Here is a 25696-nt window from a genome sequence, read left to right on the forward strand (position 1 = left end):
TAGCTTACATAGAAGAGCTACGCCTCAAAGAATAAGATTGGTATCAGCGCTATGTCGATACCAATTCATTTGTTTCACTTCTCGCTACTTTTCGAATTAAACCATTAAGCCATCACGAGTTTTCAATACTGCCTTATGAACTATCATCAATATCACCCAATCGACGTTGTAAACGGCCCAGGAACACGATGCACTTTGTTTGTGTCGGGTTGTGTGCATCAGTGCCGTGGGTGTTATAACCAATCGACGCAAAGGTTGGATTCAGGGCATTTGTTTACTCAAGAACTTCAAGACCACATCATTGCTGATCTGAATGATCCGCGAATCAAACGTCGTGGTTTGTCGCTTTCTGGTGGTGATCCGCTCCATCCTGCGAACGTGTCTGAAGTGCTTAAGCTTGTTCAGCGTGTGAAAGCTGAATGTGAAGGCAAAGATATCTGGATGTGGACGGGTTACGAGCTAGACGAGCTAGATGAAAAGCAGAAGCAAGTGCTTGAATACGTGGATACTTTGATTGATGGTCGTTTTGAGCAAGACAAAGCGGATCCAATGCTAGATTGGCGTGGCAGTTCAAACCAAATCATTCATCGATTTACTGACATATAACGGTTGTCGTGACTTCGTATACTCGTAAAACGAAAAAGGGCGTCATGGTTAGCGCAATGCAACCAATTGGCCCTTGGGTGTGAGTTCTTTTCGTTTGTTAACTCAAACTAGCATTTATACAGCGATTTGTTCTGGCTCTTCTATTAAGTTGTTGATCCATTTCTTAGAGTGAATCCGCTGGCTAGTTAAAGCGATTTTCGCTAGTTCTTCCAGTAATACAATCATTAGTACCCATTCTAAAGACCATCCTAGTACTAACGCAGTGAAATAGGCGAGGGGAATCCCGATTGCCCACTGGCCGAATATGTCGATGAAGATGCTGTAGTTGATGTCGCCACCACTTTTTAACACACCTCCGATCCCAACCATATTGAATACTCTCAATATCATCCCAGCCGCCATCACCAAGGCGACGTTGACCGCTGTATCTTTGAGTTCCAGGTGCGTCAAATCGATTAATTGAACAATGGCTGGCTTGGCGATAAAGCATAGCAGTGCCAATAGTGTCGCAAGCGCACAACTCACAAGTACATAGCCCCAAGCGGTATTTTCAACACGTTGATAATTCTTCGCGCCGATCTCGTTACCTAGAATGATTGAAGCGGCAACGGCAAAGCCTAAGAAGGCTGAAATTAAGATACTTTCAACTGGCGATAACAGTGAGATGATCGCAAGTTCACCAACGCCAATCTGACCAACAATGACGTTGTAAATCAGTATTCCACCAGCCCATGCCGTATCGTGAACTAACATAGGAATAGCAATATTAAAGTACTTCTTTCTGTGCTTAGGTAAGATTGCATCACGCCAACTCTCAATTGTAGGGAATAGATGTGCATAATGTTTTCTCGCCATAACAAGCAGTGCAATCGTCTGAAAGAATCGAGAAACCGTGGTGCCAATCGCTGCGCCAACCACGCCGAGTTCTGGAAAGCCAAACAGTCCAAAGATCAACAGGGCATTGAGGATTGCATTAACGATGATTGCCCAAATACTGATCTTGGTTGGCAATTTGGCTTCACCGACCGATCGCAATGCGCTTTCTAGCGGCACGACGATCGCGGTACCAATAAGGCTGGCTCCTGTTATCCAAAGGTAATCCGTTGCCAAGCGGATGTAATCAGGGTCTGAGGCCACCACAGACACTACTGATTCAGGAACCAATGTATAGATGAATACAAAAGGGATGATGGCAAAGATCGACAAAGCCCAAGATTGCGACAAGACACGTCGAATGCCATTGAAATCGCCCGCACCAAAATATTGCGAAGCTAGCACGCTGACTGCTCCGCTAATTCCGGAAACCATGATTAAGTTAAAAAAGAATATACGGTTGCCAACGCCAACTGCTGCAGTTGCCGCATCACCAAGCTGATTGACCATGAAAATATCGACCACACCGAGCAATGAAAACAACATGGTTTGCAGTGAGACAGGTAAACCGATGTGTAATAGCTTTTGCCAAAATTCTTTATCTAAATGACGATATGTCGAGAGCATCGCATTTCCCCTCTGTTGAATATGCGAGAAGTGTATCGGCATTTGTTTTAGCTGTATTGTTCAGACTCATCACAAACTTTTGTCAAACTATCTACTTTGGTAGTTTGGCAACATGAACGAGCTAGCAATGGAATGAGTGATAAACAAGAACGGTACGAGATCTCTGAAAAGACGCATCAAGAGTTTGTCGATCAAAGCCATGTATTGGCATTCGAAGAGCTCGGTATCGTTCAATGTGGGACAGCATCGTGCCGCGATTTCTTTTCTGTCTATCGAAAAAACCAACAAAAACACATGTTGCTGTATACCGTAAGAGGCAAAGGGTGGCTCGAAAGTGAAGGGTGTCGATATATTCTCGAGCCAGGTTCGTGTATTACTGTGCCAGCAGGCGTTGAGAACGGTTTTGGTATTGAGGAAGAAACATGGCAGATCGCGTGGATCTTTCTATCGCCTGACAAGCAATGGGATAATGTCGTCAGTGATGAGGTGAGTTATACGCTCTCTCCAGCAGCAGAAGTTGTTTCGTCTTGTATTCATACCTTGCTGAGAAGTATTGCCTTGCCCATTGATTTAGGTGGAGCGATTGCCATTCACAGCGTAGCGCAAATAGAGTTCATGATTAATGCGCCAGTCCCGCAGCAGCAATCTCGAAATTTGATTCGCTTGAGGCGTGTGTTCGATAACGTGCAAAAGCAGCTTCACAAAGAGTGGAATGTGCATGAGCTAGCAAACCTATTCCCGTGCTCAGAGCCGCATTTCCATCGTTTGTGCCAACGTTATTATTCTCATAGCCCGATGACGCATATTATGCGTATGAGAATGGAATACGCTGCACGATTGCTCAGGTCGAGCGATTGGTCGATTCAACACATTGGCGAGATAGTTGGATATCCCAATGCCGCTAACTTTAGCACTCGGTTTAAGGCGTGGTCAGGAATGACACCTAGGCAATTCAAACATGGTTCTTGGTTGGAAACTTAATAGGGAACTGACTAAACCAGTCACCATAATTTCATAACTTATCAGTAGCTGTTCGAAATTTGCGCTGTTTAGTGATGTAAAACGACCAATCTCTGATTACTTATTCTAACTAAGCGCTTCTATTAAAAAATGTTTCTGATTTTAGTACTAAAATGTTAACGTGAAATTCATTACTTGAATTTCAAAGGGTTGTGACTTTCATGTTTTCACATCTACCAAAACCAACTTTAGATCCAATTCTATCTCTTTCTGTTGCTTACCGCGGCGATACTCGTACTGATAAAGTCGATTTAGGCATTGGCGTTTACAAAAACGACCAAGGCGAAACTCCGATCATGAAAGCCGTTTCTAAGGCTCAAGATATCGTTGTTGAAACTCAGAAAACCAAAGCTTACGTTGGCCTAGCAGGCTGTGAAGAGTTTAACCAGAGCATGGTTGATCTGCTGCTTAAAGGGACTTCTGCAATGGATCGCGTGGCTGCGATTCAAACACCGGGTGCAAGTGGTGCACTTCGTATGTTGGGTGACTTAATGAAAGTTTCTCAACCAGACACGACAGTTTGGATTTCAAACCCAAGCTACGTTAACCACAAACCGGTGATGGAAGCGGCAGGCTTAAAAGTTCGCTACTACAATTACTTCAGTCCTGAAACGAAGCAAGTTGATACTGCAAAAATGCTGGACGACCTTTCAAAAGCCGGTCCATCAGACGTGGTACTACTGCACGGTTGCTGTCATAACCCAACGGGTGCTGACATCGACTTTGAAGCGTGGCAGGAAATCACTAAGTTATCGCAAAAGAATGGTTTCTTACCGTTCGTTGATATTGCTTACCAAGGCTTTGGTGACGGCCTAGAAGAAGACGCGAAAGGTCTTCAACACATGGCAAATAACGTTGAAGAGATGTTGATTACAACGTCTTGCTCAAAGAACTTCGGTTTGTACCGTGAAAGAACGGGTGCCGCTATCGTGATTGGCAAGAACAGCGAACACGTTGGCAATGCTAAAGGTAAACTTCTTACCCTTGCTCGTTCTACTTACACAATGCCGCCAGACCATGGTGCAGCTTTGGTTAAAACAATTCTTCAGAATCAAGAGCTAACATCGATTTGGAAGCGAGAATTGAGTGAAATGCAGCAACGTTTGTTAAATCTGCGCCAAAATCTATGTGATGAATTGCGAAATACTTATAACACGTCACAATTTGATTTCATTGAAAGCCATAAAGGCATGTTTAGTGTACTAGGCTTTAAAGAAACTCAAATGAATCAATTACGTGAAGAATATGGAGTCTATGGTGTTGGTGACGGACGCATTAATATCGCAGGCCTTTCTGAATCTCATATTCCTTATGTAGCTAAAGCGATAGCCAACGTTTCAAAATAGAAGGTGACTGAATGTATAACTGGAAAGCGATTGTAGTTTTAATGCTAAGTGGTGGCTTGTTTGCTTGTTCGACGACGACTCAAGTGCCTGCCGAGCCGGAACAAAAGCCTCAAGTAGAACAACCTGCTGTGGATGATTCTTCAAAGACTGATGCAACTGAAGGTCAGAAAGTAACGGAACCCACAGAGAAGGCTGAAGAAGTAAAACCAACTGAACCAGAAGCGAAGCCAAAGCCTGAAGAAAAGCCAGCTCCAAAGCCGACTAAAACAAGCGATGGTAAACTGATCCTTGGTGAAGAAGAGTGGGTATTTGTTCCTGGTTTGAAAGAAGCGTTTAAAGCACGTGTAGATACAGGTGCAACAACATCTTCAATCAGTGCGGTTGATATTGTTGATTTTGAACGTGACGGAAAAGACTGGGTTAAGTTCAAGATTGAACACGACGGTATCACAACGGAAGAAATCAGCTTACCAGTAGAACGCTGGGTGAAGATCAAGCAATCAAGCGCAGAAGGAACACAACGACGCGCTGTGGTTGTGGCTTCAATTCAAATTGGTGATCTAAAAGACAAAACTGAATTCACTCTAGCCGACCGAACGCATCTTTCTTTCCCACTTCTGTTGGGTAGAAGCTTCTTTAGAGATGTTGCGGTTGTCGATGTGAGCAAAAAATACGTTCAGAAGAAAATCACTAAATAGATTTAAGTCTATGAGTTCTGACTCAATCTGACATTTCTGTTTTGATAAATTGAATCCCTGCTAATGGAATTAGCGGGGATTTTTTCTATTTATGGCGTAATAACCGACGAAATGCATTTAATTGTCCATTGTTCGCTATCCGTTCACTGTTTAACCTCGACAATGTGATCCTGATCTCTATATAATCCGCGCTTCGTTTTATGTTTAATCCATACTTTCGTACTTCTTATTTAGGCACGTCTTTCTGCCTAATAATTAACTGTCAGTACACGCTTAGGAATTAGTTCTTTGATATCTACCGCGAACATCACAATGCAATTTGGCGCAGAGCCGCTGTTTGAAAACATCTCTGCTAAATTTGGTAACGGCAACCGCTATGGTTTGATCGGCGCTAATGGTTGCGGCAAATCAACGTTCATGAAAATCCTAAGTGGCGCATTAACGCCAAGTTCGGGCAACGTTTCTATCACTCCTGGAGAAAAACTGGGTGTTTTGAGCCAAGATCAGTTCGCATTCGAACAATACAGCGTTATCGACGTTGTAATCATGGGCGACAGAAAGCTTTGGGAAGTAAAACAAGAGCGCGACCGTATTTACTCTTTGCCAGAAATGAGTGAAGACGATGGTATGAAAGTCGCTGAGCTTGAAAGTGAATTTGCAGAAATGGACGGCTACACAGCAGAAAGCCGCGCGGGTGACATCCTGATTCAAGCGGGTATCGAGGAAGAGTTCCACTTCGGTCTGATGCAGCAAGTTGCTCCAGGTTGGAAACTGCGTGTGCTATTGGCACAAGCACTGTTTGCAAACCCAGATATCTTGCTACTTGATGAACCAACCAACAACTTGGACATTCATACGATCAACTGGCTGGCTGAAGAGCTAAACCAACGTAAATGTACAATGATCATCATCTCGCACGATAGACACTTCCTGAACTCTGTATGTACGCACATGGCGGACATCGACTACGGTGAGCTACGTATTTATCCAGGGAACTACGAGTACTTCCTAGAAGCATCTGGCTTGATTCGCGAACAACTTCTAGCAAGCAATGCTAAGAAAGCGGCTGAAATCAGCGAGCTTCAAGACTTCGTAAACCGTTTTGGTGCTAACGCATCTAAAGCGAAGCAAGCAAGTTCACGTGCTAAGAAAATGGACAAAATCACGCTTGATGAAGTGAAATCATCGAGCCGTATGAGCCCATCAATCAATTTCGGTGAAGGTAAGAAACTGCACCGTCAAGCTCTTGAACTTCAAGAACTTGGTCACGGCTTCGATGGCGAAACACTGTTTACTGGTGGTAATTTACTGCTTGAAGCGGGTACACGCCTTGCGGTTATCGGTGAGAACGGTGTAGGTAAAACCACGCTGCTACGTTGTTTAGTTCAAGAGCTAGAGCAGAACGAAGGTATCGTTAAATGGTCTGAAAATGCTTCTGTAGGTTACTGCCCACAAGACAGCACTAAGGATTTTGATAACGACCTGAGCATCTTCGATTGGATCTCACAATGGCGTACAGCGAAGCACGATGACCTAATGGTACGTGGTATTCTTGGTCGTCTACTGTTTACGGCTGACGATGCAAACAAGAAAGCTCGCAACTGTTCTGGTGGTGAGAAGAACCGTCTGTTATTTGGCAAGCTAATGATGCAAGACATCAACGTGCTTGTGATGGACGAACCAACCAACCACATGGACATGGAAGCTATCCAAGCCCTAAACGATGCACTTAAGGTTTACACTGGCACGCTTATCTTCGTGAGCCATGACCGTGAGTTTGTATCTTCATTGGCAACACACATCATCGATGTGAAAGACCAACAGCTAGTGAGTTTCCAAGGCACTTACGAAGAGTACCTCGATCATCAGAAAAAGATGCTGATGGTTAACTTATAGAGTAAGTTGTAGTTAGGGTGTTGAACGACTAACGGCCAGCGAATCTAACAAAAAAAAGCCCCCAACATTAATATGTTCGGGGCTTTTTTGTTTGTTCGGCTATTTACTACTTAGTGACGAAACCCTAGCTTATTAATAAAACCTAGGTACGAAATCTGGCTTAGAAGCCGAATCGAGCCGACATTAGGATTTGGTGACCGTAAGTGCCGTTGTTTCGCATATCAAGGCCAACAGACAGTTGATCGGTTGAGTGGAAGCGAGCACCAATACCGACAATAGAACGAGTGTCATCATTGTCTATCAGTTGTCCAAGGCGTGCGTTAACTTCAACGTTTGCCATTAACCAAGCTCTTAAGCCAATATTGATTTCTGTTTTAATGTGGTTGTCATCATTACGTTCAATGTTGTGTAACAGCATTTGACCAGTAACGTCAGCAAATTGACTGATTGGGCCGTTGAATCCCATACCTACTGCGGCATCCCAATCACTTTCAAATTCTGAATCGATACGAGCAACAAAGTGAGAGTTCTGAGTGAACATTGTCGTGACTTCACCACCGAAAGTACTTGGGCTAGTCCCCATTCGCAGCTCGAATGTGTTGTAGTTAAAGTTGTTTGCAGACGCAGAGAATGAACACAGTGCAGCGAGTCCTAAAAGGACAGTCTTATTCGTGCAACCTAGCATGGTGACTCCATATAAATTGTATTTTGCGGCAGTATAATACAAAAAAGCCAGCAATATGCAGGCCAATTATTTAAAGTCAGTATTTTTATATTAATCGCTTATAGAACCTGGATATGATCTACTTCGATTTCAGGTGTCTTTCCGCCTTCATATTCACCAAAGATGCGAACCTTTGTATCTGCGGTTAGGGGTTGCGCAAGACGGATATCATCATCCAGTTCGATCTGAATTTCACTCTGTCCATCAGAGAAGACAAACGTGTCATTCTTTAGTTGACGAACAATCTTGCCATCCACAATCGCTTCTTGCTCTGCGAACATGCTTGTGTCAGCAAGTAGTGTAGCAACAGATACGGTTTCAATCGGTCCTGTGTAAGCAATAGCGCTCTCGTGCTTGCTGTTGTTGGCGTGATTGGAGTTATCTTTGTGGTCACCAGCCATTGCGAAAGTAGGAGCAAGGATAATAGTAGATGCGATAGCTAATACAGTTTTTTTCATGGTGAATCCCTTAATGTTGTTTTTAGTAGAAACGTTTTTCTGAATTTGAAACGTTTCTTTTCGTTAGTACGTTTTATTTGTTGATGCGCTGCTTATTGTTCATAAGCTTCGTTTCGATGGAGCTATTAAACAACACTGGGGTTGAATCCAGAGTGAGTAACACATTCATTTTCCATTCATTTTATTGAGCATCTACTTGGCAATGACGTTAAGATGGAGGCAGAGAAATATTGCGTACAGCTATAAATTGAACATTAAGAAATTAAGGATTTAAGTACAGATGCGATCACCGTTAAACGCCCTTATGGTTCAAGGGACAACGTCAGATGCCGGAAAAAGTGTTTTGGTGGCAGGTTTATGCCGTGTTTTGGCAAGGAAAGGGATCAAAGTGGCACCTTTTAAGCCACAAAACATGGCGTTAAACAGTGCGGTGACAAAAGATGGCGGCGAAATTGGTCGCGCTCAAGCGGTTCAGGCGCAAGCTTGTAACATTGAACCCACTGTTCACATGAATCCGGTATTGCTAAAACCCAATTCAGATACTGGCGCACAAGTGATTCTGCAAGGCCGAGCGATCAGTAATATGGAAGCAACGGGCTATCATGATTACAAGAAAGTGGCGATGGATACCGTTATTGACTCATTTGACCGACTTTCTGAAGAATACGAAAGCGTGATGATTGAAGGCGCGGGTAGCCCAGCTGAAATTAACCTCCGCGAAAATGATATTGCGAACATGGGATTTGCTGAAAAAGCTGATATCCCGGTGATCATTGTTGCTGACATTGACCGTGGTGGCGTTTTTGCGCACCTCTACGGCACGTTGGCTCTTTTATCTGAATCCGAACAAGCTCGTGTAAAAGGTTTTGTGATTAATCGCTTTAGAGGCGATATCGCGCTGCTTCAATCTGGTCTTGATTGGCTAGAAGAGAAAACCGGCAAGCCAGTGATTGGTGTACTGCCATACCTGCATGGTTTTAACCTTGAAGCGGAAGATGCCATTACTTCAGCCCAAGAGTCTGACGGAGAAGCTAGACTTAAAGTCGTGGTGCCTGTTCTAACCCGAATTAGCAATCACACAGACTTTGATGCACTAAGGCTCAATCCTTCCATTGATTTACGTTACGTAGGCAAAGGCGAGCGTGTAAACAACGCGGATTTGATTATCTTGCCGGGTACAAAATCAGTAAGAGCCGATTTGGATTACTTAAAAGAGCAAGGCTGGGACAAAGATATTCAGCGCCACCTACGTTTAGGCGGCAAAGTGATGGGTATTTGTGGCGGTTACCAGATGCTAGGAAAGATCATCCACGATCCGGATGGAGTTGAGGGTGAACCCGGCAGCAGTGAAGGGTTAGGGTATCTCGATACTGAAACGACTTTAACGCAACAGAAAACCTTAACTAACGTGCGCGGTACCATGACGCTGGATGGAAAATCAGCACAAGTAAAAGGTTATGAAATTCACGTAGGTAGGACTGATGTCAATGAAACAGCCTTACCGGTTCAGTTAGAATCTGGCAGCCTAGACGGCGCTGTAAATCAAGACAACTCGATTTTTGGTACTTACCTGCATGGCGTATTCGACAACAGTGATGCGTTGTCGCTTATTTGCGAATGGGCAGGAGCCAACGATGTGACAGCGATTGACCACGAACAGCTTAAAGAGCTGGGTATTAATCGAATCGCGGATGCCATCGAAGAGTACTTAAATCTTGACCTGCTTTGGCCAGAATTAACAGCTTTGGCCGCCATTTAGAAGTTAGCTAAAGAACCTAAACGAACATAGATAAGTGATAACAATGAAAAAGCGAGTCTTCCTTTTAACCATGGCCTTAACTTCGGTATTGAGTTCTAGTCATCTTTTGGCTGCCGAAAAGCTACGAGTTTATGCTGCATCTTCAATGACCAATGCAGTCAACTTGTTGGTTGAAGAGTTTGAGAAAGACCATTCTGTCGATGTGATTCCTGTGTATGCGAGCACATCTTCTTTGGTACGACAAATCGAAAGAGGAGCACCAGCCGACATCTTTATCTCGGCAAATGAGAAATGGATGACGTACCTAGTCGATAGTAAATTGGTTTCTAGTGACAATGTCACAAATCTATGTGAAAACGAACTTGTGTTGATAGCCCCAAAAGAGACGTCGATATCACTGAGCCTGTCAAAAGGTGATCAATGGGCTAAACTGCTTACTAATGAAAGGCTTGCTGTGGGCAATACCACTTCTGTTCCTGCGGGTATCTACGCTAAAGAGGCGTTAGAAACGTTAGGTGTATGGGACGATGTGAAGACTAGATTAGCACCAAGTAACAATGTTCGTATGGCCTTAGCTTTAGTAGAGCGCAGTGAGGCTAAGCTTGGTATTGTTTATAAAACAGATGCGCTGCTGTCTAAAGAAGTGAACCTAGTAAAGACGTTCCCATCAGATTTACATACGCCAATACGTTACCCTGTAGCGAGATTGAGCGATACAGTCGTTGCAGAAGAGTTCTATACTTTCCTTAATAGCGAAAAAGCGAAGGACACCTTGAACAGTTTTGGATTTGAAGTGCGTTAAATGATGTATTTATCGGAATACGAATATCAAGCCTTATTGCTGAGCTTGAAAGTTGCTGGGTTTGCCATCTTATGGCTTATCCCTATCGGCATTGGCTTAGCCTGGCTGCTTGCTAAGAAGCAATTTGTAGGCAAAAGTATTGTAGAGAGCATTGTCCATTTACCTTTGGTATTGCCACCAGTGGTCATCGGCTATTTACTGTTAGTGATGATGGGTAGGCAAGGCATTATTGGCTCGTGGCTCAATGACGTGTTTGGTATTGTATTCAGCTTTAGCTGGAAGGGCGCGGCACTTGCTTGCGTGGTTGTGGCGTTGCCGTTGATGGTTCGTTCTATCAGGTTGAGCCTAGAAACCGTAGACAGTAAGCTTGAAGAGGCCGCTGCCACACTGGGGGCTTCACCTGTTCGCGTGTTTTTTACGATAACTTTGCCCTTGATGATCCCTGGGATCATTACCGGCACCATGCTTTCATTCGCAAGAAGCCTAGGTGAGTTTGGTGCGACGATCAGCTTCGTTTCAAATATTCCCGGCGAAACTCAAACCATTCCATTGGCCATGTATACCTTTATTGAAACCCCTGGTGCGGAAATGGAAGCAGCGCGTTTGTGTATCATTTCTATTGTGATTGCCCTTAGTTCATTGATGCTATCTGAATGGCTTAACAAAAAGTCTGCACAGCGACTAGGAGGTAATGCATGAGTGCTTTGATCCTCCGGTATCAGCAACAGCTTGGTGAAACATTTTTTGATATCGATTTAGAACTGCCTAGCAGTGGCATTACTGCAATTTTTGGCCGTTCTGGTGCAGGTAAAACCTCACTTATCAATGCGATTAGTGGTCTTAAACAGCCAGATAAAGGTTTGATCAGCGTATCTGGAACCACTCTGTTTGATAGTCAAAATGGCATTAACCTGCCGACTCACAAACGCAATGTGGGCTATGTATTTCAAGAGTCACGCTTGTTCCCACACATGAAGGTAGGGGCTAATCTTAAGTACGGTATGAAAGGTGTTGATAAAGCGCACTTTGAACAAATTGTCTCGCTATTGTCTTTGGGTTCATTACTTGATCGTTACCCTGCACGTTTGTCTGGCGGTGAGAAGCAACGAGTGGCGATTGGCCGTGCCTTGTTATCAAAGCCAAGTATTTTGTTGATGGATGAGCCATTGGCATCTCTCGACTTGCCCCGTAAGCGCGAAGTAATGCCGTTTTTGGAAAACTTATCCGAAAGCGTGCAAATACCGATCATCTATGTCACTCATAGCCTCAATGAAATTTTACGCTTGGCAAATCACCTTGTGATTATTGACCAAGGTAAAGTTATTTCATCGGGCGTGACGGAAGAGGTATGGGCATCGAGAGCGATGCAACCTTGGCAATCTTTCTCAGAGCAAAGCTCACTGTTTGAAGGAACATTAGCAGAACACAATGATGACTATGCGCTGTCTCGTTTAACGCTAGGTAAATCGACGTCACTTTGGGTTCAGAAAGTATCAAGCAAGCTTGGTGCTACGGTGAGGTTGCAAGTGAGGGCAAATGACGTCTCCATCACGCTAGAACAGCCAACAGGGACTTCGATACGTAATATCCTTCCAGTCACGATTAAAAGCGTAGAGACGCATCAACAAGGCACGAATAAGCAGAGTGTGGCTGTAGAGTTAGAATTGGAGCCTGGATGCTATCTATGGGCAACCATTACATTGTGGGCGCTTGATGAGTTGAACCTAGAAATTGGACAACGTGTTTATGTGCAAATAAAAGGTGTAAGTGTCGCTCAAAGAGATATCGCTGTAACACACTAAGTCCATACGGCAAGTTATCAAATTCTCGTGGCAAGGTATTAAGTTCACGCGGTGTTTTTCGTTCCTATTTTTATTCTATAGTTTGTAAAACTCGATCTTGATTCCATGAATGGATACATGCGTCATTTTTATACGGTATCACTGCCAGTTTTGCGCCACACTGTATGAGTGTTAAGGCATATTACTTATTTGTAGAATGTCAAAAGCGACACTGACAAGAGTTTCAGTGGCAAAAAACACAAAGATATTGTGAGCGAAGCTCTCAAGCAACGAACAGAAAAAGCTGCAGGCACAAAAAAGCCGCATGTTTTAAATAACATACGGCTTAATCATTAAGTTTTCGTTAAACATTCAACCTAAATTTAGGTGCGATGAATAGCTTAGCGGATGAAAACTTCTTTGAAATCACGCTTCAAGATAGCATCGCGACGCGCTTTCTTGATTTGCTTAGCCATGTCTTTTACACAGTTATGTAAAATTTGGTCAAGCAGTTGAGCTCGGTACTCTTCTTTTTCTTCATCAGACATGCCTTCTGGAAGTTTAAGAGTAGGGAACTCTTCCATCATGTTTACGCCAGCAAAAGCTTGGCTAACAGAGATTAGAGCGTGGAACTGCTCAAAATTGTCCAAAACATTTTGTGCGCTTGCTGGAAGGCTGCTCCAAGTTTCACGCACTGCTTCTTCAGACACCTCATGAATAGAAGTAACCATGTTGTGCATCTCTTTAGGCACTTCATCAAATTCGATAACTTGGCGAAGCTCTGGTGAGATAGTGGTTAAATCGATTTCTTGTACTTCGTTGTTTGTAGCGTCTGACATAGTATTTCTCTTTAAAAAGAAACAATGCTAAAAAGATCTGTAAAAAAGTCAATATAATATAGAGATTAGGGCATGATTTAAGCTCAAATTTGAGCTACTTTGAATATTCAACACTAGATAAAGGTGATGTGATGATAGAAAAGGGATCTTCGATGCGCATATTGCTGGTTGATGACGTTCAACTAGACAGGATGCAACTTGCTATTCGACTCAAGCAGCTGGGTCATATTGTAGAAGCTGTCGGTAGCGGAAAAGAAGCCCTGAATGTTTATTCTGATTTTGATCCTGAACTTGTGTTGCTTGATATCAGCATGCCAGACATGGATGGTTTTGAGGTTGCTAATGAGGTTCGCAGGCAATTCCCAGAATGGGTTCCTATCATCTTTTTGAGTGGTCATGAAGAACCTGAAATGATTGCGAAAGCGATTGATGCAGGTGGGGATGATTACCTGATAAAGCCTGTGAACAAAGTTGTTTTGAATTCCAAGTTGATCGCGATGCAGCGTATCGCGCATATGAGGCGAGAGTTAAAACAGAGTACTGCCAAGCTCGAAGAGCTGAATATCCTCCTGCAGCAACAAGCCAATGAAGATGGCCTGACTAAATTGTATAACCGTCGATATATGGACACTAAGCTTGAAGAGAGCATAGCGTGGCATGGAAGACGTAATATATCAATGACAGTCATATTACTAGATGTAGACTTCTTTAAGCCTTACAACGATAATTACGGCCATATTCAAGGGGATAAGTGCTTGCAAGAGCTTGCTAATACCTTGAGGCTGCTTTTTGTTCGAGCGGGAGAGTTTGTCGGTCGCTATGGCGGTGAAGAGTTTGTTCTTATTTTAAGTGATACGGATAGTGATACTGCTATGCAACAGGCGATACGTATAAAAGAAGCGTTACATGAAATGAATTACGTCCACGATTATTCAACGGTGTCCGATAGAGTGACAGCGTCACAAGGTGTGTTGTCATTTGTACCAGAAGGTGGTGAATCTATTGCCTCTATTTACGAAAAGGTCGATCAAGCGCTTTATCAAGCGAAACAAAGTGGCAGAAATACCTTTATACAACGCAACATTTTAGAGCTAGCACGTTAGTTGATGAGCTCTTTTAGATATTTGAATTTATACTTTACTAGCATTTGAGCTAGGAAATGCTTTAAGTGATAAAAGAAATGCCACATTCAAAGTCATTTTCTGTGACTAACACCTATTGGGCGCTTGCGGTTCCTCTATTTTTAACCGCGGCTCCTCTATTTTTAACTACAGTGTCAACCACCGTATATGCCAGCTCCCTGTCTGATCTCTTCCGTAAGGAATTAGAGCAGCGCTTTGCTACCAGTGTATTACTGAATGATACTGATGTTTTTACCTTTGGTATCAATAATTTCGATCCAAATAAAGTGTTGAGCTTGGACAATGAAGATATTGGTTCGAATGATTCAGTGAGTCGCCGACAAAACATCACCTCCCTCAGTCTCCCTTATACATTTGAACTACCAAGTTACATTGAAGACAACCATCAAGAGGTAACGCTACGCCTCTCAGCGTTACGAATTGAGAATGATGTGGAATATGCGTCAACAATTAAAAGTGACTTTCAAAAAGAGTCAGTGATTTCTGGTTACGTGGCGTTTGCCAATGTGTCTCAACTCAACGAACACTGGAGCTTCAGTTCGGCAATTGGTAACCATATTTCATATTACCGTAATGACTTTGAATATCGCTCTTCATTGCTTGAACCTATTCAAGATCAATTGGACGGGCTCTATTATAATACTGATGCATGGGCATACATCATTGAGCCTAAGATCAAGCTGACTTTCGAAGACAAGAATGATTGGGGTAAATACAAGCTCAGTACCAGTTGGCACTACTTTAATGGTGTAGGTTGGGGAGAAGCCAATAACGGTGATATCGGAAACCCTGAAGGTTGGTATATCGCTAATGAGGCCAAGATTTTCTATGATCTAGTACGTTGGGATAAAAATATCACATCAATGTACTCAAGTATTAGAAGAATTGATATTGGCGGTGACACCGTGGCTTCTATGGGTACCACTTCTTACTATGAGGGCAGTGTAGGTTGGTTGCTTAATCCAAATCTATTTAATGAATGGGTCGATAATGTGGGAATTGGATTTACGATCAACTACGGAAGTAGTTTAAAAGGAGGGAGCTTAGTTATCTTCTTTAACCAAGATTAAGCTCCCTTTAGTCTAGTTATCAACACTTACGTTTAGCTATCAACACATAGCTTGTTTCGACCAGTTTCTTTCGCTTTGTAAAGCGCTTTGTCGGCAAGCTTTAATACTTCTTCAGGGTGTTTGGTCGTCGTGCTATCAGACAATCCAATGCTTACTGTCACATTTACTACTTCCGATGGTTTGCCGTTCTTACCACGCTTTTTCATACCCACTTCATGATCATCAGGACGCTCGTGGCTATTACGAATCGTCATGTCGTAGTTCTGAATCTCGGAAATCAAAGTTTGAAGGTGTTCTTTAACTTGTTCCGAGTATTTGCCTTTAAAAATGATCGTGAACTCTTCACCACCATAGCGATAAGCTTTAGCTCCACCCGTGGTCTCTCTCAATATACGTGCTACTAGCTTCAATACGTCGTCGCCAATGTCATGGCCGTAAGTATCGTTAAATTTTTTGAAATGATCGATATCGACCATGGCCATTGAATACTTACGTCCTAGATGCTTCATATCCACTTCTAAGGCATGTCGGCCAGGGATGTTAGTCAATTGGTCATTAAAGGCCATATCGTGGCTGGCAGACATCACATAAACGATGATCAAAGTGCCTGATAACGAGAACATTGTGCTAGAGATATATTGCACGTCAAAGAAGATGAACGTACAAGAAGAAAGCAAGATTGCGCTATAAACGACAACATCAATAGAGCGGTTATACACCAACACAAGAATGGCTGTAAGGCCAAGTAAGCAAAGGCTATATAACACTAGAACCAAAGGCAGTTTTGAGAAATCTCTGACAACAAAAAGAAGGCCTTCACTCCATGATTCAAACCCACCAGCATGGAAGTGAGAAACGATCAATTGTGCCCAAACCATGAAAAGAACCAGAACGATGGCGTAGAGGAGCATGGATTTTGAGTTTACGCCGTTGTCAGGAAATGCATACACCAATAAACAGGTTACAGGAACTAATGACGCAAGAAGCGATAGTTCTAACAAAGTCGTTCCGGTATTAAGAGGCGTTTGTAAGCGAACTTGGATGATCAGGTATGCTACTAGCATGGTTGATGACACCATGGCCATACGCCCTTGTCTGAATGTATGGCATAGTAAAACGGCAACGCTCAATAGGATATATGGAAGGTTGCTAGCAAACCCTAAGTTTGAATCCGTCACAAGAATGACGTTGTTCATACCAACGAGTATAATTGCCAATAAAAATAGGGGGAAGCAAAATCGAAACATGCTCGACGTTACAAAAGAAGATGCCATTTATTTGGTGAGCCTAACTATACTGATGATCTTATAATTTAATTTTATACGTAGGATACGGTTAAACAAGCGATTGCCAAGCTTTTTGCCTAAATCAGAGCAAAAACATAGTCATAGGTCGCTATTGGTGCAACTCTTTTTATATGTATTTGAGTTGCTATTAACCATAGAACGAACTACATAGTATATATGAGAAATTAATTAGTCGTTATAGTTAGTTAACATGTAGTTAGTAAATCTGTAGTAATGAGTAGGGTATAGTAAGGTAACAATATGTAGGTCGTTGCCAATCAGGCTAGAACACGATCTGTCGTGATAGCTACAAATGGAGGTGTAGTATGCAAATTAGTGTTGATGTACATAACTATATGGAAACTCTGGTTGGTCATGTTTTGGCTACCGAGGAATATGTGTCTAATTATACCAACGAACAGCTGGCTGATCTTGCGTGCTTGGCTTTAGGGCAGCTTAAACCTATTTATATTCGTTTCGATATCGATTTTCTTTCGGCATTACCAGAAGACAAACTGGTGCTCTATAAACGAAATAGTGAGATCGCAGTCAAGAATGCGGAAAGCATGATTATTGACGATAGAAGACGCGAACGTGACGACAATGTGCCCGTTATATTTAGTCAACACAATTTTGATGAAGATGTAGAATTGCAATGGTATGAAAAGCCATTGTTGAACCGTAAACACTCATGATAGTTTAGGGTTAATACGGTCATTTAAGGAGTATAAAACGTGGGATTTTTTTCTAGATTATTTGGTGGCAAAGAAAAAACCGAACAAAAAGTAGAGATTGAACCAATCGAATATAAAGGCTTCAATATCTATCAAGATGCCATTGCAGAATCTGGTCAATACCGTGTTGCTGGGCGAATCGAGAAAGAATTCGATGGTGAAATCAAAACCCACCGTTTCATTCGTTCAGATGTTGTTTCAAACAAACAAGATGCCGATGAATTGATGCTTAAAAAATCGCAGATGTTCATCGACCAAATGGGCGACAATATATTTAGCTAACCAATTAGGGTTAGAATTGATGTTGGTCATAATTTAGAGAGCTTTCAGTGTATATGCTGAAAGCTCTTTTTAGTTTTAGGGATAAAGAACAGCTAGAAGGTTGTTATTTAAAGGATTATTTGCAAGTGGTTTGACCTCTTTGTTCGAGAGGCTCGTCATTTCTTCAAATGAAGCGCTCAAAATCCATCCAAATCGTTATAAGTAATAACTTTTCCTGTTCTTTGAACAAAACGCTTGAAGTATTAGTTGTCGTTAGATACAAACGAATAAGTCATTGTGCCAATAGTCAAGGAATAGCTATGCAAATTGGTGTACCAAGAGAAACACTCGCAGGTGAAACGCGAGTCGCTGCTTCGCCGAAATCGGTAGAACAGCTTCTAAAATTAGGATTTGAAGTTTGTGTTGAATCACAAGCAGGTGCGTTAGCAAGTTTTGAAGATGCAGCTTATGAACAAGCTGGAGCAAAAGTTGTTACCGCAGATGAAGCTTGGAAATCCGATATTATCTTTAAAGTTAACGCTCCGATCGTTGACGAGTCTAAAAATGAAATCGATCTACTTAAAGATGGCGCAACATTGGTCAGCTTTATTTGGCCTGCTCAAAATCCTGAATTAATGGAACAATTGTCCAGCCGTAACATCAATGTGATGGCGATGGACTCTGTACCTCGTATTTCAAGAGCTCAAGCGCTAGATGCATTGAGTTCTATGGCTAACATCGCGGGTTATCGTGCTGTGGTTGAAGCGGCGCATGAATTTGGTCGATTCTTCACGGGTCAAATTACAGCGGCAGGTAAAGTTCCACCAGCGAAAGTATTGGTTGCTGGTGCGGGTGTTGCTGGCCTAGCGGCAATTGGCGCTGCGGGTTGTTTGGGTGCGATCGTTCGTTCATTCGATGTTCGTCCTGAAGTTAAAGAACAAGTCGAGTCTATGGGCGCTGAGTTCTTGGAAGTCGATTTCAAGGAAGATACCAGCGCGGGTGATGGCTACGCAAAAGAGATGTCTGAAGCATTCAACAAGAAAGCGGAAGAGCTTTATGCGGCTCAAGCGAAAGACGTTGACATCATCATTACAACGGCACTGATTCCAGGTCGTCCGGCACCTAAGCTGATTACTAAAGAGATGGTAGACAGCATGAGTGCAGGTAGCGTTATTGTTGACCTTGCAGCTGCGAATGGCGGTAACTGTGAATACACGGTTGCCGATCAAGTGATCACAACTGCTAATGGCGTAAAAGTTGTTGGTTACACCGATATGGTTGGTCGACTGCCGACTCAGTCATCTCAGCTATACGCCACTAACCTAGTCAACCTACTGAAGCTGCTATGTAAAGAGAAAGATGGCAACATCAATATTGACTTTGAAGATGTCGTGCTGCGTGGCGTAACTGTGGTTAAAGAGGGCGAAGTTACTTGGCCTGCGCCACCAATTCAAGTGTCAGCTCAACCACAACAAGTTAAACCTGAAGAAGCTAAAGCTCCACCGAAGGTTCAACAACCTGTGTCTCCAGTCAAGAAAGTCGCCGGCATTGCAATTGCGGTTGGTGCTTTCGCTTGGATAGCGTCGGTTGCTCCTGCTGCGTTCTTATCTCACTTTACCGTTTTTGTTCTCGCTTGTGTGGTGGGTTATTACGTAGTTTGGAATGTAAGCCATTCTCTGCATACGCCTCTGATGTCCGTGACAAACGCGATTTCAGGCATCATTGTAGTCGGTGCACTGTTACAGATAGGACAAGGAAGTGGCGTCGTCACGTTCTTATCATTTATTGCCGTATTAATTGCAAGTATCAATATCTTTGGTGGCTTTACTGTGACCAAACGTATGCTTGAAATGTTCCGTAAAGACTAAGGAGTAACAGATGTCTGAAGGATTAGTACAAGCAGCTTATATTGTTGCTGCTGTATTCTTTATAATGAGCTTGGCTGGGTTATCGAAACAGGAATCTGCACGTGCAGGTAACTATTACGGTATCACAGGTATGGCAATCGCGTTGATCGCAACGATCTTTGGCCCTCATTCTGCAGGTATTGTATGGATCATCATTGCTATGGTGATCGGTGGTGGTATTGGTATCCACTACGCAAGAAAAGTAGAAATGACTGAGATGCCTGAGCTGGTGGCAATTCTGCACAGCTTCGTAGGTATGGCGGCGGTACTTGTGGGTTATAACAGCTATATTGATCCACCTGCTGCTGTTTCTATCAACCCTGCAGATATTCATGCAGAGCACGTTATCCACCTAGTGGAAGTGTTCCTTGGCGTGTTTATCGGTGCGGTGACGTTTACAGGTTCTATTGTTGCGTTTGGTAAGCTTCGCGGCGTTATCTCTTCATCTGCATTGAACATCCCTCATAAGCACAAGTGGAACCTAGCGGCTATCGTTGCTTCTACATTGCTAATGATTATGTTCGTTAAAGCGGACGGCAGCATGTTCGCGCTTATGGTGATGACACTTATCGCATTCGCATTCGGTTACCACCTAGTGGCATCGATTGGCGGCGCAGATATGCCAGTGGTTGTCTCTATGCTTAACTCTTACTCTGGTTGGGCAGCGGCGGCGGCAGGTTTCATGCTTGCAAACGATCTGCTTATCGTAACAGGTGCATTGGTTGGTTCGTCAGGTGCGATTCTGTCTTACATCATGTGTAAGGCGATGAACCGTTCGTTTATTAGCGTTATTGCTGGTGGATTCGGCCAAGAAGTGGTGGTGTCTGATGGCGATGAAGAGCAGGGTGAGCACCGCGAAACATCAGCTGAAGATGTAGCTGACATGTTGAAAAACTCAAAGTCTGTCATCATTACCCCAGGATACGGCATGGCTGTAGCTCAAGCTCAATACCCAGTGCATGAAATCACTGAGAAGCTACGAGCGCAGGGCATCAATGTTCGATTTGGTATCCACCCAGTAGCGGGTAGGTTACCGGGTCACATGAACGTACTCCTCGCTGAAGCGAAAGTGCCTTACGATATCGTTCTTGAAATGGACGAAATCAACGACGACTTAAGTGAGACTGATACTGTATTGGTTATTGGTGCAAATGATACCGTTAACCCTGCTGCGCTTGAAGATCCAAACAGTCCAATTGCTGGAATGCCAGTACTTGAAGTTTGGAATGCTCAGAACGTTATCGTATTCAAACGTTCGATGAATACGGGTTACGCAGGTGTACAAAACCCATTGTTCTTCAAAGAGAACACGCAGATGCTGTTTGGTGATGCGAAACAGAGCTGTCTAGGTATTCTAGAACATCTATAGAAAGCACTTTGTGTGATAACTAAAAAGGAGCTCGTTGAGCTCCTTTTTTTGTTCTCAGTAAGTTGCTTTACTCAAAACTAATAACAAGTAGGACGTGGAAACTGACGCAAAACGTGTTCGAATGATCGTTGGATTCATCCACTAAACTTGTGAGTACGCTTGTGCAACACAATTCTAATATGATGCTATTTATTGTTATAACTCGCCATTACTATTGTTTTTCATGCGGTTAAAAATTTATCTTTGATAGCGAATGGTATATATTTGTTTGATCTATATGAATTTGCGTTGGTTTGTGATCATCAAAAGAACATTTACTCTTCTTATCGCTACGTTATCTGTGTCTGCAAACGCATTTGCTGACTCTTTGCCTGAGCGTATCGATAATTTCACCAAACTTTTTGATCATGAAACCGCAATCGAATCTTATGATATTCGAGTGCTGCAGGCTGATTATCCAACACGCTTGATCATGCCGTCTTCTATGTTGCCACAAACTGCAGAGTATCCGTTAAAAGACATCCAGCGTTTATATCAGTTATCAAAAACGTGTAGCGGAAAACTACCGTTAAGCCCTTTGATTACAGAACCCTTGGTTTTTACTCGTGCAATGTGCAAAGGAACCAAGCTTTCTGATCGCTGGTTTAGCCGTAGTGGTTTGATTCACCCTGGTGGGGGGTCTTATGCGGCGAGATATGTAGAAAAATATCCAGACAAGTTCGACTCTCTGAAACGTTTTATGCATATTCAAGAGCGACCAAACACAGAGCATGATGAACTTTTATCTCGCCTACAAAACATGGACAGTGAGGCCATCACAGCACTATTAGCAGGTGCGAGCATGTTTGTAGAGCTTGACGAAATGTGGGTAAAGCGCGGCGACAGATATTACCTGTACAAAGAATCAGTCTGGAATGAAAACGCAACACTTTCTGGTTTATCGTTCAGTTTGTCTTCGGAAGGTAAAAGTTGCTTCGTACAACGCGGCAATGTGTGTTGGGAAATAGAAGATCATTCAGAGCTTCTGCAAGTTGCCATGTTTATCTTGGTGATTGCCAACATCATGCTTGTTTTGGGTTGGGCGATTTACCGTTGGAACAGTAAGAAACAAGAGATGAAGAGCCGTATGCTGGTTCTTCAAATTCTAACGCACGAATTAAGAACGCCGATTGCGAGTTTGTCATTGACGGTTGAAGGGTTCAGACGAGAGTTCGAACACTTGCCTGAATCAGTATATGATGAGTTTCGTCGGCTGTGCGAAGATACGCGCCGTTTGAGGCAGTTGGCAGAAGCAAGCAAAGACTATTTGCAATCAGACAACCAACCGTTGGCGACAGAGTGGGTACCAAGTGTGGAGGAGTGGCTTCAATACAAAGTTGAAGAAGACTTTGCTCCAGGTATAGAACTTCGCGTAAACAAAGATATTGCTGCAAAAGTAAACGTATATTGGTTAGGAACGTGTATCGACAACCTGATCAGAAATGCCGTGAAATACGGTGTAGCTCCAGTGATACTAGAACTGAATACTTCTGACAAGAAGCTGACATTCAAAGTTATAGATAATGGAGACTTGTCTCGCAAAGATTGGGGGCAACTAAGAAAGCCATTCGTAAGTAAGAGTGGACTCGGTTTAGGTCTGACGATAGTTGAATCTATGGTCGGAAAAATGGGCGGTCACATGACGCTTATCGGCCCCCCAACAACATTTATTTTGGAGATACCTTGTGAAACAGACATTGCTTCTCGTTGAAGATGATAAAAATTTAGCTGACGGTTTATTAGTTAGCCTTGAGCAAGCTGGATATGAATGTTTGCATGCAGAACTGATCTCTGAAGTTGAAGGCTATTGGGAGCAAGCGGACCTAGTTATCCTAGACCGTCAACTCCCAGATGGTGACTCAGTAGATTCGCTTCCAGGTTGGAAGAAAAAGAAAGATATTCCTGTAATCCTGCTAACGGCTCTTGTGACAGTAAAAGACAAAGTCGCGGGCTTAGACTCAGGTGCGAATGATTACCTCACTAAGCCATTCGCAGAGGCTGAGCTTTTTGCTCGAATTCGAGCTCAACTTCGCCTACCAGACGCTGAAGAACAAGACGCATCAAAAGTTGTCGCTCAAAACCTTATTATTGATAAAGCGACTCGTGAAGTGTTTTTCAACGAGCTAGAAGTCACCTTAACTCGTACTGAGTTTGACCTACTGCTGTTTTTGGCAAGTAATCTTGGTCGTGTTTTCACACGTGACGAGCTGCTTGACCATGTATGGGGTTACAACCATTTCCCAACAACACGTACAGTAGACACCCACGTTCTGCAACTAAGACAGAAATTACCGGGTCTAGAAATCGAAACGCTACGTGGCGTTGGTTACAAGATGAAAGCGTAATGAAAAAAGTCTTACTTCCACTATTAATCTTGTCTTGTGTAGCTAATACCACGCAAGCAGCTGATTGGTTCAAGAGTAGTGATGCTCTGACTCAAGTACATAAACATCTATTAGATAATGACTTGCCTCAGATGTTTGATTCATTAGTGGAAGTTTGGCAAATCAACTCTTCTCAATCACGCGAAGATCACCTCAATGAACTGTTCGATCAAGCATTGAACAAAGATTGTGGAAAAACCCTCACTAGAAAAACACTTCCTGATTGGATCAGTTCTGTCATCGTTAAAAGACACATCATTCAAAGCCCTGGTCGAGATACTTTTCGTGTCGCGATTAATGTTGAATCCGATAATAACATCCAAGATATAACTCTTGAGAGGTGGGTCGATAAGATCGTTTCTTCGGATAGTGAACTCACTAAAGAGAGTGAAATGGTAAATAACGCATCGGTGAGTTTATACCGCAAGCGTTACAATTTGCCATCTCAGCTTGAATCAGGCTTGTATCGTTTAAGTGTGAAAGGCGATGGCGGCAACTCTTGGAGCACATGGATTATTCTTGGCGAAGTAGCCATGCGTCAGCAAGTTCGCTGGTCGTCAAAAGACACGTGGCGTATTGATAAAAAAGAGCTGCTGAACCCATATTGTCCACTCCCTAAGCTAGAAATTGGTTTGTACGATTACGTCGACGAGCGCTATGAGCAGGTATGGGGCAAGAGCTATGAATCTGATTATCCGATGAACCTGACCGGCGAAGAGCTTCCAAATGATCGCTATGTTTTAGCGGTTTCAATGGTGCATTCACGCTGGCAAGGGGACATAGCGATAGAACAAGCACAAACTATCAGTAAAACTTATGATATTTCTAGCGAAGAAGAGTTAAAGTAATTTAAAATTGTGCCGTTAACTATGTAAGGGATCTAACAAAGATAAACGGCATGAAAAATACAACTAAACTACTCGCAGCATCAATTGCATTCGCCAGTCTTCCTCTTTCAGCAGCAAATTACGCCATTGAAGCGCGTGGTGATGCTATGGGTGGTGTTGGTGTTGTTTCAGCAAACTTCCTAACCGCTCCATTCTATAACCCGGCACTTGTTGCTATTTATCGTCGTAACGATGATATGGGCATGATTACGCCAAGTTTTGGCGGTAGCTATAATGACCCTAACGATATGAAATCGAATATCGATAGCGTCGTTGATGCGTCAAATACCGCAGACTTAGATGCAGCGCTTAATAAACTCGATGGTAACCAAGCTAATGTAGAACTTGGTGGTGTTGTCGCGTTTGCTCTGCCTAATCAGTTTGTTGCTGCAAACCTTTTCGCGAAAGCCTACACAGAATCATTTGCGACACCTAACGTTTACACAACAGGTTCCGATGAAGACAAAGTTGAACTGTCTACTGTTGAAGCTGTTTCTATCGGTGTCGCAGAAGTCGGCATTTCTTTAGCAAAATACCAAACTTTTATGGGCCAACATATCTCATTTGGTATTACACCTAAGATCCAACGTATTTACACATACAACTATGTCGCGTCGGTTAATGATTACGATTTGTCTGACGTTAGAGAAAACAGTGATGGCGACACTGCATTTAACATGGATGCTGGTGCGCTTTGGTTCTTCGGCCCGTTCCGAGTCGGTGTTGCAGCAACTAACTTGATCTCACGAGACATCGAAACCAAAGATACGACGAGAACGTTAACCAGCAGCACAAGTAGTGCGACACACCAAGTTGGTGGTAAATACACTTACCAACTTGAACCGGTATACACCGTTGGTGCAGGTATCGTGTCTGACTACTTTACGTTGAGTGTCGATTACGATTTGAATGAGACTGAAAAGTTTACTTCGTTTGAAGACAACGAACAGATGATTCGTATTGGTACCGAAGTCGATCTTCTACGTCAGCTTAAGTTAAGGGGAGGGTACTACAAGAACCTGGCTTACTCTGATTCGGAAGGAACAGTCACAGCCGGTATTGGTATCTCGCCACTCAACTTGTTCCAGTTAGATCTAAGTGCGAACTACACAAACGAAAATGCAATGGGTGCTTCAATCAATTTCCTTGCTAGTTACTAACAGTCCTTATATAGTTCTGCTCCTAAAT

The 25696-nt window shown here is 43.0% G+C and carries 24 protein-coding genes; 19 read left to right on the forward strand and 5 right to left on the reverse strand.

The genetic code is table 11. The annotated features are described in order from the left end of the window. Window positions 1-135 precede the first annotated feature (135 nt). Window positions 136-606: an anaerobic ribonucleoside-triphosphate reductase-activating protein gene (nrdG, locus tag QQ041_RS16230; RefSeq protein ID WP_012600613.1), complete on the forward strand. Its 471-nt coding sequence runs from the start codon at window positions 136-138 to the stop codon at window positions 604-606. A 114-nt stretch (window positions 607-720) separates the two neighbouring features. Here the strand turns inward: nrdG and QQ041_RS16235 are convergent, their stop codons facing one another. After that, window positions 721-2148: an MATE family efflux transporter gene (locus QQ041_RS16235; protein ID WP_285954478.1), complete on the reverse strand. Its 1428-nt coding sequence runs from the start codon at window positions 2146-2148 to the stop codon at window positions 721-723. 90 nt (window positions 2149-2238) lie between these two features. On the opposite strand from QQ041_RS16235, the gene QQ041_RS16240 reads away from it, so the two are divergent. From QQ041_RS16240 to QQ041_RS16255, 4 genes are all read left to right on the forward strand, one after another. Further along, entirely contained in the window at window positions 2239-3087 is an 849-nt protein-coding gene (locus QQ041_RS16240; protein ID WP_146490436.1) for an AraC family transcriptional regulator, read from the forward strand. A gap of 200 nt (window positions 3088-3287) precedes the next feature. Further along, window positions 3288-4472: an amino acid aminotransferase gene (locus QQ041_RS16245; RefSeq protein WP_285954479.1), complete on the forward strand. Its 1185-nt coding sequence runs from the start codon at window positions 3288-3290 to the stop codon at window positions 4470-4472. A gap of 11 nt (window positions 4473-4483) precedes the next feature. After that, window positions 4484-5170, forward strand: coding sequence for a RimK/LysX family protein (locus tag QQ041_RS16250; RefSeq protein WP_146490438.1), 687 nt, complete (start codon window positions 4484-4486; stop codon window positions 5168-5170). A 288-nt stretch (window positions 5171-5458) separates the two neighbouring features. Continuing rightward, on the forward strand, window positions 5459-7066 hold the full coding sequence (locus QQ041_RS16255; protein WP_146490439.1) for an ABC-F family ATPase: 1608 nt from the start codon (window positions 5459-5461) through the stop codon (window positions 7064-7066). A 160-nt stretch (window positions 7067-7226) separates the two neighbouring features. On the opposite strand, the gene QQ041_RS16260 is transcribed toward QQ041_RS16255, so the two are convergent. Together QQ041_RS16260 and QQ041_RS16265 are read right to left on the reverse strand one after the other, a co-directional pair. After that, on the reverse strand, window positions 7227-7751 hold the full coding sequence (locus QQ041_RS16260) for a hypothetical protein (protein ID WP_019822713.1): 525 nt from the start codon (window positions 7749-7751) through the stop codon (window positions 7227-7229). Between the two features lie 98 nt (window positions 7752-7849). Then, window positions 7850-8248, reverse strand: coding sequence for a YgiW/YdeI family stress tolerance OB fold protein (locus QQ041_RS16265; protein WP_146490440.1), 399 nt, complete (start codon window positions 8246-8248; stop codon window positions 7850-7852). Window positions 8249-8528: 280 nt separating this feature from the next. Between QQ041_RS16265 and QQ041_RS16270 the strand changes: the two genes are divergently transcribed. Genes QQ041_RS16270 through modC form a run of 4 tightly spaced genes read left to right on the forward strand, consistent with a single transcriptional unit; the run spans window position 8529 to window position 12611 of the window. After that, a complete protein-coding gene (locus tag QQ041_RS16270; protein WP_285954480.1) occupies window positions 8529-10007 on the forward strand; it encodes a cobyric acid synthase in 1479 nt (492 codons plus the stop codon). Window positions 10008-10050: 43 nt separating this feature from the next. Then, window positions 10051-10809: a molybdate ABC transporter substrate-binding protein gene (modA, locus tag QQ041_RS16275; RefSeq protein ID WP_285954481.1), complete on the forward strand. Its 759-nt coding sequence runs from the start codon at window positions 10051-10053 to the stop codon at window positions 10807-10809. Next, window positions 10810-11508, forward strand: a complete 699-nt coding sequence (modB, locus tag QQ041_RS16280) for a molybdate ABC transporter permease subunit (RefSeq protein WP_146490443.1) — start codon at window positions 10810-10812, stop codon at window positions 11506-11508. Continuing rightward, window positions 11505-12611 (forward strand): molybdenum ABC transporter ATP-binding protein ModC, encoded by a 1107-nt coding sequence (gene modC, locus QQ041_RS16285; RefSeq protein ID WP_285954482.1) that lies wholly within the window; start codon window positions 11505-11507, stop codon window positions 12609-12611. Before modB ends, modC begins: the two co-directional genes overlap by 4 nt. A 380-nt stretch (window positions 12612-12991) precedes the next feature. Here the strand turns inward: modC and QQ041_RS16290 are convergent, their stop codons facing one another. Next, a complete protein-coding gene (locus tag QQ041_RS16290) occupies window positions 12992-13429 on the reverse strand; it encodes a DUF3069 domain-containing protein (protein ID WP_004731036.1) in 438 nt (145 codons plus the stop codon). 131 nt (window positions 13430-13560) lie between these two features. On the opposite strand from QQ041_RS16290, the gene QQ041_RS16295 reads away from it, so the two are divergent. Further along, window positions 13561-14532 carry a diguanylate cyclase gene (locus tag QQ041_RS16295; RefSeq protein ID WP_186728032.1) on the forward strand — a complete coding sequence of 324 codons (972 nt, stop codon included), beginning with the start codon at window positions 13561-13563 and terminating at the stop codon, window positions 14530-14532. 77 nt (window positions 14533-14609) lie between these two features. Further along, the gene (locus tag QQ041_RS16300; RefSeq protein ID WP_146490445.1) at window positions 14610-15641 is read left to right on the forward strand and encodes a Solitary outer membrane autotransporter beta-barrel domain; all 1032 of its coding nucleotides are present in this window, start codon (window positions 14610-14612) and stop codon (window positions 15639-15641) included. Between the two features lie 32 nt (window positions 15642-15673). Here QQ041_RS16300 and QQ041_RS16305 read toward each other — a convergent pair whose 3' ends face one another. Continuing rightward, window positions 15674-16915 (reverse strand): GGDEF domain-containing protein, encoded by a 1242-nt coding sequence (locus tag QQ041_RS16305; RefSeq protein WP_146490446.1) that lies wholly within the window; start codon window positions 16913-16915, stop codon window positions 15674-15676. A 338-nt stretch (window positions 16916-17253) separates the two neighbouring features. Between QQ041_RS16305 and QQ041_RS16310 the strand changes: the two genes are divergently transcribed. The 8 genes from QQ041_RS16310 (at window position 17254) to QQ041_RS16345 (ending at window position 25668) form a co-directional block, all read left to right on the forward strand. Then, the gene (locus QQ041_RS16310; protein ID WP_060981307.1) at window positions 17254-17622 is read left to right on the forward strand and encodes a late competence development ComFB family protein; all 369 of its coding nucleotides are present in this window, start codon (window positions 17254-17256) and stop codon (window positions 17620-17622) included. 39 nt (window positions 17623-17661) lie between these two features. Then, window positions 17662-17943, forward strand: a complete 282-nt coding sequence (locus tag QQ041_RS16315) for an HlyU family transcriptional regulator (RefSeq protein ID WP_060981308.1) — start codon at window positions 17662-17664, stop codon at window positions 17941-17943. A 299-nt stretch (window positions 17944-18242) separates the two neighbouring features. After that, window positions 18243-19790 carry a Re/Si-specific NAD(P)(+) transhydrogenase subunit alpha gene (gene pntA / locus QQ041_RS16320; protein WP_285954483.1) on the forward strand — a complete coding sequence of 516 codons (1548 nt, stop codon included), beginning with the start codon at window positions 18243-18245 and terminating at the stop codon, window positions 19788-19790. Window positions 19791-19800: 10 nt separating this feature from the next. Further along, window positions 19801-21198: a Re/Si-specific NAD(P)(+) transhydrogenase subunit beta gene (gene pntB, locus QQ041_RS16325; RefSeq protein WP_060981310.1), complete on the forward strand. Its 1398-nt coding sequence runs from the start codon at window positions 19801-19803 to the stop codon at window positions 21196-21198. A 277-nt stretch (window positions 21199-21475) separates the two neighbouring features. After that, on the forward strand, window positions 21476-22948 hold the full coding sequence (vxrA, locus tag QQ041_RS16330; protein ID WP_146490456.1) for a sensor histidine kinase VxrA: 1473 nt from the start codon (window positions 21476-21478) through the stop codon (window positions 22946-22948). Further along, window positions 22923-23582: a response regulator transcription factor VxrB gene (vxrB, locus tag QQ041_RS16335; RefSeq protein ID WP_146490448.1), complete on the forward strand. Its 660-nt coding sequence runs from the start codon at window positions 22923-22925 to the stop codon at window positions 23580-23582. The genes vxrA and vxrB overlap by 26 nt, the downstream gene beginning before the upstream one ends. Continuing rightward, window positions 23582-24469 (forward strand): DUF2861 family protein, encoded by an 888-nt coding sequence (locus QQ041_RS16340; protein WP_146490449.1) that lies wholly within the window; start codon window positions 23582-23584, stop codon window positions 24467-24469. The genes vxrB and QQ041_RS16340 overlap by 1 nt, the downstream gene beginning before the upstream one ends. A 50-nt stretch (window positions 24470-24519) precedes the next feature. Then, on the forward strand, window positions 24520-25668 hold the full coding sequence (locus tag QQ041_RS16345) for a conjugal transfer protein TraF (protein WP_285954484.1): 1149 nt from the start codon (window positions 24520-24522) through the stop codon (window positions 25666-25668). Window positions 25669-25696: the final 28 nt, after the last annotated feature.

The organism is Vibrio sp. TMPB1044, from assembly GCF_030442075.1.
GTDB classification, from domain to species: Bacteria; Pseudomonadota; Gammaproteobacteria; order Enterobacterales; family Vibrionaceae; genus Vibrio; species Vibrio satsumensis.

Bases quoted from the DNA above. Each gene is read 5' to 3' on its own strand.
- nrdG (WP_012600613.1), top strand. From the start codon at position 136: ATGAACTATCATCAATATCACCCAATCGACGTTGTAAACGGCCCAGGA.
- QQ041_RS16235 (WP_285954478.1), bottom strand. From the start codon at position 2,148: ATGCCGATACACTTCTCGCATATTCAACAGAGGGGAAATGCGATGCTC.
- QQ041_RS16240 (WP_146490436.1), top strand. From the start codon at position 2,239: ATGAGTGATAAACAAGAACGGTACGAGATCTCTGAAAAGACGCATCAA.
- QQ041_RS16245 (WP_285954479.1), top strand. From the start codon at position 3,288: ATGTTTTCACATCTACCAAAACCAACTTTAGATCCAATTCTATCTCTT.
- QQ041_RS16250 (WP_146490438.1), top strand. From the start codon at position 4,484: ATGTATAACTGGAAAGCGATTGTAGTTTTAATGCTAAGTGGTGGCTTG.
- QQ041_RS16260 (WP_019822713.1), bottom strand. From the start codon at position 7,751: ATGCTAGGTTGCACGAATAAGACTGTCCTTTTAGGACTCGCTGCACTG.
- QQ041_RS16265 (WP_146490440.1), bottom strand. From the start codon at position 8,248: ATGAAAAAAACTGTATTAGCTATCGCATCTACTATTATCCTTGCTCCT.
- QQ041_RS16270 (WP_285954480.1), top strand. From the start codon at position 8,529: ATGCGATCACCGTTAAACGCCCTTATGGTTCAAGGGACAACGTCAGAT.
- modA (WP_285954481.1), top strand. From the start codon at position 10,051: ATGAAAAAGCGAGTCTTCCTTTTAACCATGGCCTTAACTTCGGTATTG.
- modB (WP_146490443.1), top strand. From the start codon at position 10,810: ATGATGTATTTATCGGAATACGAATATCAAGCCTTATTGCTGAGCTTG.
- modC (WP_285954482.1), top strand. From the start codon at position 11,505: ATGAGTGCTTTGATCCTCCGGTATCAGCAACAGCTTGGTGAAACATTT.
- QQ041_RS16290 (WP_004731036.1), bottom strand. From the start codon at position 13,429: ATGTCAGACGCTACAAACAACGAAGTACAAGAAATCGATTTAACCACT.
- QQ041_RS16295 (WP_186728032.1), top strand. From the start codon at position 13,561: ATGATAGAAAAGGGATCTTCGATGCGCATATTGCTGGTTGATGACGTT.
- QQ041_RS16300 (WP_146490445.1), top strand. From the start codon at position 14,610: ATGCCACATTCAAAGTCATTTTCTGTGACTAACACCTATTGGGCGCTT.
- QQ041_RS16305 (WP_146490446.1), bottom strand. From the start codon at position 16,915: ATGGCATCTTCTTTTGTAACGTCGAGCATGTTTCGATTTTGCTTCCCC.
- QQ041_RS16310 (WP_060981307.1), top strand. From the start codon at position 17,254: ATGCAAATTAGTGTTGATGTACATAACTATATGGAAACTCTGGTTGGT.
- pntA (WP_285954483.1), top strand. From the start codon at position 18,243: ATGCAAATTGGTGTACCAAGAGAAACACTCGCAGGTGAAACGCGAGTC.
- pntB (WP_060981310.1), top strand. From the start codon at position 19,801: ATGTCTGAAGGATTAGTACAAGCAGCTTATATTGTTGCTGCTGTATTC.
- vxrA (WP_146490456.1), top strand. From the start codon at position 21,476: ATGAATTTGCGTTGGTTTGTGATCATCAAAAGAACATTTACTCTTCTT.
- QQ041_RS16340 (WP_146490449.1), top strand. From the start codon at position 23,582: ATGAAAAAAGTCTTACTTCCACTATTAATCTTGTCTTGTGTAGCTAAT.
- QQ041_RS16345 (WP_285954484.1), top strand. From the start codon at position 24,520: ATGAAAAATACAACTAAACTACTCGCAGCATCAATTGCATTCGCCAGT.